The organism is Mycobacterium sp. IDUB_19 (genome assembly GCF_055419445.1).
In genome coordinates, this window is record NZ_JBVAXR010000130.1 from 1 (window position 1) to 1,777 (window position 1,777).

Annotated in this window: 3 protein-coding genes; all 3 read right to left on the bottom strand. The window is 65.3% G+C overall.

The annotated features are described in order from the left end of the window. Positions 1 to 491: dioxygenase (locus ACZY0B_RS27355; protein ID WP_463767356.1), on the bottom strand; the 491-nt coding region annotated here is incomplete at its 3' end. Between the two features lie 11 nt (positions 492 to 502). Beyond that, positions 503 to 1,474 (bottom strand): quinone oxidoreductase family protein, encoded by a 972-nt coding sequence (locus ACZY0B_RS27360; protein ID WP_463767357.1) that lies wholly within the window; start codon positions 1,472 to 1,474, stop codon positions 503 to 505. Positions 1,475 to 1,531: 57 nt separating this feature from the next. Further along, positions 1,532 to 1,777, bottom strand: a 246-nt coding sequence (locus tag ACZY0B_RS27365; RefSeq protein ID WP_463767358.1) for a hypothetical protein, incomplete at its 5' end; no start/stop codon positions are given.

Here is a 1,777-nt window from a genome sequence, read left to right on the forward strand (position 1 = left end):
TCGGTCATCTGCACGTCGTAGAACCCGGTGCCGTCGCTGTGCCAGGTGTCGACATGCGCGCCGGCGATCGGCCTGCCCTGTTCGTCGACGACACGGGCGGTGACGAACATCGGTGTGCCCGCGACGCCGTTGGCGATGTCGGCGCCGTTAGGGGCGGTCGGACGGCCTTCGACGTAGAACGGGCCCAGCAGCGCGGAGTCGGTGGCCGAGCCGCCGGGGTTCTCATTCATCGTGTCCAGCAGCATCGACAGGCCGAGGATGTCGGAGAGCAGCACCACCTCTTGACGTGTCGGGCTGGAGATCTTGCCGAGCCGTTCGATGAAGTCCATCGCGGTGAACCACTCGTCGCCGGTCAGCCGCACCTCGCGGGCGAAGTCGTGCAGGTGCTGCACCATGCTGACGAACAGCTGCCGGAAGCGTTCGTCGGTGGACGTGTCGAAGGTTTTTTGCACGACTTCGGTGATCGTTTGTTCGGTCAGGCTGGTTGCCATGGCGGTGCCTTTCAGGGGTTGATCACGACGCGGCCGGCGATGCCGCCGGCGACCGCGCGGTAGGCGGCTGCGCTCTGGTCAAGGGGGTACCGGGCGGCGATGGGGAGTGGCCGGAACTCTCCGGATTCGAAGTAGGGCAACATTTTCTGAAGTATTCGCGCGGAGTCGACGACGCTGAGTTTGCCGCTGTCAACGCCGAGGATCCGGGTCTCATTGTGGTACAAGTCTTTTAGATCGATTTCGACCTTTGACGGGCCGATGGCGCTGATGACCACCAGCCTGCCGCGATGGGCCAGTGCGGCCAGCGCGGCCGCCGTGGTCACGCCGCCGACCGCGTCGTACACGACGTCGACGCCCTTGCCTTTGTTGGCTCGTTTGATATCGGCGGCGACGTCGGTGTCGGGATCGAAGAGGACGAAGTCGTCGATGGCATTGGCGGCGGGCGTTTCCGCTCCGGGTTTGCGACGACCCACGCCGATCACCGTGGCGCCGAGCGCGTGGGCGATCTGGGCGACGGCGCCGCCCACTCCCCCGGAGATGCCGAAGATGGCAATCGTTTCTCCAGCCTTCAGTTGTGCTGTTTCCACCGCGCCGTACCAGGCGACCACGAAGTTGACGCCGACGGTGGAGGCCTCGTCGAAGCTCAGTCGTTCGGGTTTCCGGGCCAGGGCTTCGACCGGCACCGAGATCAGCTCGGCGTGGGAGCCGTCGCGGGTGAACCCGACGTCCCCGCCGGTGCCCCACACTCTGGCGCCTTCCCATTCGGGTGGGCCGGTGACGACTACCCCAGCAAAGTCGCGTCCGGGGATACGCGGCAGCACAGTCCAGTCCATCTGGCCGGCAACGTTTTTCACGTCCGAGGGGTTGACCGACGCCGCTTCGACGCGGATCACCGCCTCCTGCGATGTGGCGCGCGGGTCGGGCAGATCCGCGATGTGCAGGACGCTGGGGTCGCCGAATTCGTTGAAGCGCAGAGCCCGCATGTTCATATCCTCTCCTGCGGTACCCTCACCCGTCACGTCGACGCGTGACTACGCCGACTAAGCGCTGGGCGGATCGGGAAGGTCCGCACACACCTTGACGTACCCGATGTTCGGCGACACCCACTTGTTCCACTCCGCATGGGTCATGTTGGCAGAAAGCTTGTCGCACAACAGCGTTACCCATTCCTCCTTGGGAGGTGCCGGCCACAACCGCAAGAGACCGTCGTCAGAGGATGATACGACGCGGTGTCGATCGGGGCTGAACGAGACGCTGTTCACCGCCTGGGTGTGACCGGCGATGGG

What these genes read in the sequence shown, in the direction of transcription:
- ACZY0B_RS27360 (WP_463767357.1), bottom strand. Translation starts at nt 1,474, where the DNA reads ATGCGGGCTCTGCGCTTCAACGAATTCGGCGACCCCAGCGTCCTGCAC.